This is a genomic window from Trichocoleus sp. FACHB-262 (assembly GCF_014696035.1).
Lineage (GTDB): Bacteria > Cyanobacteriota > Cyanobacteriia > FACHB-46 > FACHB-46 > Trichocoleus.
Genome location: NZ_JACJPK010000009.1, coordinates 1 through 4,827, shown reverse-complemented (window position 1 = coordinate 4,827; position 4,827 = coordinate 1). Strand labels below are relative to the sequence as shown.

The 4,827-nt window shown below is 50.4% G+C and carries 5 protein-coding genes and 2 pseudogenes; 1 reads left to right on the top strand and 6 read right to left on the bottom strand.

The genetic code is table 11. The features are described 5' to 3' along the window. Nucleotides 1-137, top strand: a pseudogene (locus H6F68_RS00210) (IS1 family transposase); the annotation flags it as partial. 193 nt (nt 138-330) lie between these two features. Here H6F68_RS00210 and H6F68_RS00205 read toward each other — a convergent pair. The 6 genes and pseudogenes from H6F68_RS00205 to H6F68_RS28785 all read right to left on the bottom strand — a co-directional run. Beyond that, nucleotides 331-462, bottom strand: a complete 132-nt coding sequence (locus H6F68_RS00205) for a hypothetical protein (RefSeq protein WP_313929986.1) — start codon at nt 460-462, stop codon at nt 331-333. Nucleotides 463-554: 92 nt separating this feature from the next. Next, nucleotides 555-1,625 carry a ribosome small subunit-dependent GTPase A gene (gene rsgA / locus H6F68_RS00200; protein WP_190555698.1) on the bottom strand — a complete coding sequence of 357 codons (1,071 nt, stop codon included), beginning with the start codon at nt 1,623-1,625 and terminating at the stop codon, nt 555-557. 388 nt (nt 1,626-2,013) lie between these two features. Further along, nucleotides 2,014-3,924: a GUN4 domain-containing protein gene (locus tag H6F68_RS00195; protein ID WP_190555697.1), complete on the bottom strand. Its 1,911-nt coding sequence runs from the start codon at nt 3,922-3,924 to the stop codon at nt 2,014-2,016. Nucleotides 3,925-4,118: 194 nt separating this feature from the next. Further along, complete coding sequence (locus tag H6F68_RS00190; RefSeq protein ID WP_190555696.1) at nt 4,119-4,382, bottom strand: NrtR DNA-binding winged helix domain-containing protein; 264 nt, start codon at nt 4,380-4,382, stop codon at nt 4,119-4,121. A 21-nt stretch (nt 4,383-4,403) separates the two neighbouring features. Beyond that, on the bottom strand, nt 4,404-4,631 hold the full coding sequence (locus H6F68_RS00185; RefSeq protein ID WP_190555695.1) for a tyrosine-type recombinase/integrase: 228 nt from the start codon (nt 4,629-4,631) through the stop codon (nt 4,404-4,406). Nucleotides 4,632-4,672: 41 nt separating this feature from the next. Continuing rightward, nucleotides 4,673-4,827 (bottom strand): annotated as a pseudogene (locus H6F68_RS28785) (IS6 family transposase); the annotation flags it as partial.

The following is a 4,827-nucleotide window of genomic DNA, read 5'->3' as shown; positions in this document are numbered from 1 at the left end:
ATACCCGACTGAGGCATTATTTAGCACGATTGCACCGGAAGACCTTGTGCTACTCCAAATCAGTTGAGATGTTGAAGTGTTCACTTCGGTTGCTGCTGCATTATTTGAAGTATCGGACAATTCCTCTCTCAGCTTAAATCATTACCTATTCAGCAACGCCCGGAATTAGCCTGAATTCTTTAGCGTTTATTCGCTCTGTTCTCGCCTTTTATTCTGCCTAAGATCCCAGAAACGGGATTAGACGGAATTCAGGGTGTTGATATGGACCACGACCTCGAAAATTGTTAGATCCAGTTCAAGAAATCAACTGATTCACTAAGCATCAGTACTTCAAAAACTTAAAGCCGCGATCGCTCCTTCCAATTGCAATTCCAACACCTCTAGATACCTCTGTAGTGCCTGTAAGCTGCGGTGCCCTGATATCTCCTGAATTACTCGCAGCGGTATCTCTGCACTGCTCATCTAGGTTAGAGCAGTCCGGCGAAAACTGTGCGTACTGACTCCAACCAGCCGCAGGCGATCGCTATATTGAACAGTATGCAAAACCCTATTGCTCAGCTCCAGCTATGCTTTGAGCGATCGCGTAGGGCTTTGTGGATCTTCTTCCATTTCTCCTTTTCGGCTAATTGCGCCGATAGGTTCTGTTTACGGGTGGCATGATCTAGCTCTCGTTGCAGTTTTTGATAGCTGAAAAATCGAGTGGGATCGAGTAACCCTTGTTCTATGGCTTCCTGTACAGCACAGCCTGGTTCGGTTGTATGTTGACAATCGCGAAAACGGCATTGCTGGGCTAACTCCTCAATGTCGGCAAAGGTTTCCTGCAAGCCCTCCGCTGCTGACCAGAGCTGAAGTTCCCGCATCCCTGGCGTGTCAACAATACAGCCTCCAGAAGTCAAGCGAATCAATTGCCGATGGGTGGTGGTATGCCTCCCTTTGTGGTCTTGCTGCCGCACCGCTTGAACCGCCTGAGCTTCCAGACCTAGCAATTGATTGGTGATGGTTGACTTACCTACTCCTGATGAGCCGAGCAGGGCTACTGTTTGTCCCGATTGCAGATAGGGCTGTAACGCTTCTAGATCTTGCTGTTGAGCCGCGCTCAGAACCAGAATGGGCACTCCCAAAGCGATTGCTTCTACCTCTGAGATTCGTGCTTCTACGCGATCGCACAGATCCGCTTTGTTGAGCAGAATCACTGGATTGGCTCCACTCTCCCAAGTTAAAACCAAGTAACGTTCAATGCGGCGGAGATTGAAGTTGCTATCCAGGCTGGATACCAAAAAGATGGTATCAATGTTTGTTGCTACAACTTGCTCGGTCGTTTTGGTCCCCGCCGCTTGTCGCGAGAACTTGCTTTTGTGTGGCAATACTTGATGGATGGTCGCTTTCCCAGCTCCAGCAGATAGGTTGACCACAACCCAATCGCCCACGGCTGGAAAATTGTGGGAACTGGCTGCTTGATGGCGAAATTTCCCCGTGACTTCAGCTGTGATCTCGCCTTGCTCGGTGTAGAGGAGGTAGGTTTGCTTGTGCTCTAGCGCTACTCGACCTACTTTGTAACCTGCGGCACGATAGGGGGCAAAGCTGTGAGCAAAAAAATCGCTCCAGCCTAGCTGTTCTAAACTCATTTGTGTAATTCCTCAAGTAAAGCTGGCGATCGGCCAAGTTCACAGAGGAATGCCCGTTTTTAGCAAGATGAAATTAGGTCAATTGCATCTGCATCTAAGCCAGCACCTCTGTGACTGCCTGACGGTTGATTGAATTTGGCATGGCAGTGGTTACAGTGACCCGCTCAGTCATATTTCTTGCTTCCTAAATACAAATATCTTTGGTCTACAATCTCATATCCCCGAATTCCTGAAATCAGTTTTGTCTCTCAGGCTAATGCCTACATCGCCCAGCGAAACCTTGTGGGCCTCTCCCTAAAGCCCTCTCCGCATTGGAAAGGGACTTTGAAATTCGGCTCGCATCGCTATCCCTGGAGGGAAGCAAGCTAGGCAGGGAAAAGGCTGGGGGTTAGTTTTTTGTGGAAATCAGGGGGCGATAAGGTTGCCAGAGTTGCACAGCTCTGCCGTTGGCGATCAAGAATTGACCATTGGGGCTGAACTGGAACCGACTCACACCATAGATTGCTGTGATGCTTTGCCCTGTCTGGGTATTCCACAAGAGAATTCCTTGGCGCGGAATTGGCTCGCTTTCCACCAATGGCAAAAGCAAGCTACTGGTGGCTAAGACGCTGCCATCAGGACTAAACGCTAGATAGCCCAGATTGTTTGGCTGCACTGGATGTCCAGCCGACTGGACTAGGTTAAGAGTGTGGATAGGTTGGTAGGTGCGAAGATTCCAGAGATAAGCTGTTTTCTCTTCACTACTGGCTAGCTGCTGACTATCGGAGCTAAACGCTAGGTGTTGAATTGAGTTGCTGTGTTTGCGTAGGGTGATCAGTCGCACTCCTGTAGTAGCATTCCACAACTTGATGCTGCGATCGCTATCTGCAGCCGCTAGGAGTTGGCCGTTGGGACTAAAAGCTAGAGGCAATCCGGGCGGGAGGTTAGCGGCTTGACCAACCAAAGTGCGAATTAGTTGCCCAGTGGTTGCGTCCCAGAGTTGTAGGGTGTTGCGATCGCTGGCCGTGGCTAGCCGCTTACCATCAGCACTGATCAACAGAGTAGTCGCAATGCCATTGGAGGGCTGCAAAGTGATGGTGCGTAGGAGTTGCCCCGTTTGCAGGTTCCACAGCTTGATCGTGCGATCGCTACTGATGCTAGCAAGTCGTTGACCATCGCTGCTAATAGCGATCGCTCTAACCGCATACCGATGCCCACTGATCGTCCGCACCGCCTTCCCTTGATCAGTGCCCCACAGGCGGATCGTGCCATTGGAGAGTCCTGCCACCAGCCGACCATCCGGTGTGAAAGCTACCGAATTGGCGACATCTCCCACAATGCGGTTAGACTCAGTTGGAGGTTCCTGAGCTGTTCCCCTATAGGAAGAAGCTTTTGTTGCTTGGCCCCGCAGGAGAGTAATCAGCCGAGTGCCTCGCTCCGCATTCCATAGCGCTAGCGTGCTGTTGTTGGCTCCTCCATTACAAGAGTCCTCATAGCTATAGCTGCTGATCGCCAGAAGCTTACTGTCGGGGCTAATGGCTTGGGCCACCGGATAGGCAGGGCAGTTTTTGTTGGAGTAAAGCGATCGCAGGTCGATGGAGCGGGCGAGACGGGCTTGAGTCCAGCTACCTTCAGTGGGTAAGGGAGCTTCTAGAGCCGTAGAGAGCCAGCCGAACAGAACAGGTAGGTAACGTTTGAAGCGATCGCCTTGCAGATAGAGGGCATCGATCATACAGCTGCCACAGCTTTGAGCATTGAGCATGCCACTAATGCGCTCCCACGAAATACCTGTCCAAGGTAGGTGTCCCACGGGAGCTTGCCGCGAGTACTTTAGCTCTGGCTCAGTCAACCACTCCGGAGCTACAAAGTTCTCTGGGTCAGGAGTTGACCGAGTCCAGCCGACGCGATCGCCAAAGGCTTTAGCCGCAGTATTTGTATTGTCAGGATGTTTGGCTCTCACCTGATCCCAGATTTGTTTCTGAGCACTGAAGCCAAAGCGCCCGCCGCTAGCGTCTGTCCAGAGTTGGTCTAGGGTTTGCAGCACTTCCGGGGGAATATTAGTGGCGAGGGGTGAGCTAAAAATATCACCTTTAGGATGCACCCAAGTCTCCAAAATCCAGCGAGTTTCAGCATCAGCAGCCCGCCAATCTTGCGCCTTTAGCTGCTGGCGCAGAACACTTACATCTATGCGGGAAGCCTGCGCGAGAACTGGGCCAGAAACTTCTTGGGCGACCGCCTTCTGAGTTGGCAGCGCCAAGAGATTGAGGTAGGGAACAACCAAGTTAGTTCCTAGTAAGAGAGCACAAAAGAAGCGATTCATCAGATCTTTCTAAGGTTGCAGGCGATGAGGAGTGATGGATCAGAGCGATCGCATAGCTGAACTGACGCTGTTGGATCAGCCACAGGGTAGCCAGGGAATTCAACCAGGCTCATTGAGACAAATCAAGCTAAACCTCGGTTTGCTAAGGCTGGGTACTCAAAACTGGATACAACGGATGGAAGAAAAATTCCTAACTAAATCTCAAAATTGAAGCCTTTTTCTTTGAGTTGAGGGTACTTTGATTCATCGATTTGGGTTTTGTCCAGCTCGATTAGCAAATCCTTTTTGAGAATTTCTTTGCGGAATTTGCCTTTATCTAGAGATACTCCCAACACAGTTTCATACAGGATTTTCAGTTGGGAGAGGGTAAATTTGCTTGGGAGAAGTTCAAAGCCGATTGGCTCATAACGGACTTGCCCCTGAGGCGATTGCTCTGCTGAAACCGCCGAAAAGCTCATTCTGTCATTGCGCTTCTGCCTTTAAACAAATACTTCAATCGCAACTGTCAGCCCCTCAAAAATTAAGAGCTGCGATCGCCCCTCTAGTTGCAACTCTGAAACCCCAAGATACCATTGAAGCGCTTGCAAGCTGAGGTGTCCGGATATCTCTTGAATCACCCGTAGGGGCACCCCGGCACTGCTCATCCGGGTCAAGACAGTTCGTCTACAACTGTGGCTCCTGACCCTTACCAGCCGGTTCTGTCGCAAGAACTATTGAGGCACAAACAATTGACCGACTCTAGACTCTATTAAGCAGCAAGTCCGAAAATTTGAGACACGAATTCTACTTGTGATCGCACACCGCCTCTCTCAACATCTTGAACCTGTCCTTTACGCATCATATTCATCGCTTCGGTCCCGCTTAAGGTTCGTCTAGCACTGTTGAAAGGCTTGAACCCCATCA

What these genes read in the sequence shown, in the direction of transcription:
- H6F68_RS00190 (WP_190555696.1), bottom strand. Translation starts at nt 4,382, where the DNA reads ATGAGCTTTTCGGCGGTTTCAGCAGAGCAATCGCCTCAGGGGCAAGTC.
- rsgA (WP_190555698.1), bottom strand. Translation starts at nt 1,625, where the DNA reads ATGAGTTTAGAACAGCTAGGCTGGAGCGATTTTTTTGCTCACAGCTTT.
- H6F68_RS00195 (WP_190555697.1), bottom strand. Translation starts at nt 3,924, where the DNA reads ATGAATCGCTTCTTTTGTGCTCTCTTACTAGGAACTAACTTGGTTGTT.
- H6F68_RS00205 (WP_313929986.1), bottom strand. Translation starts at nt 462, where the DNA reads ATGAGCAGTGCAGAGATACCGCTGCGAGTAATTCAGGAGATATCAGGG.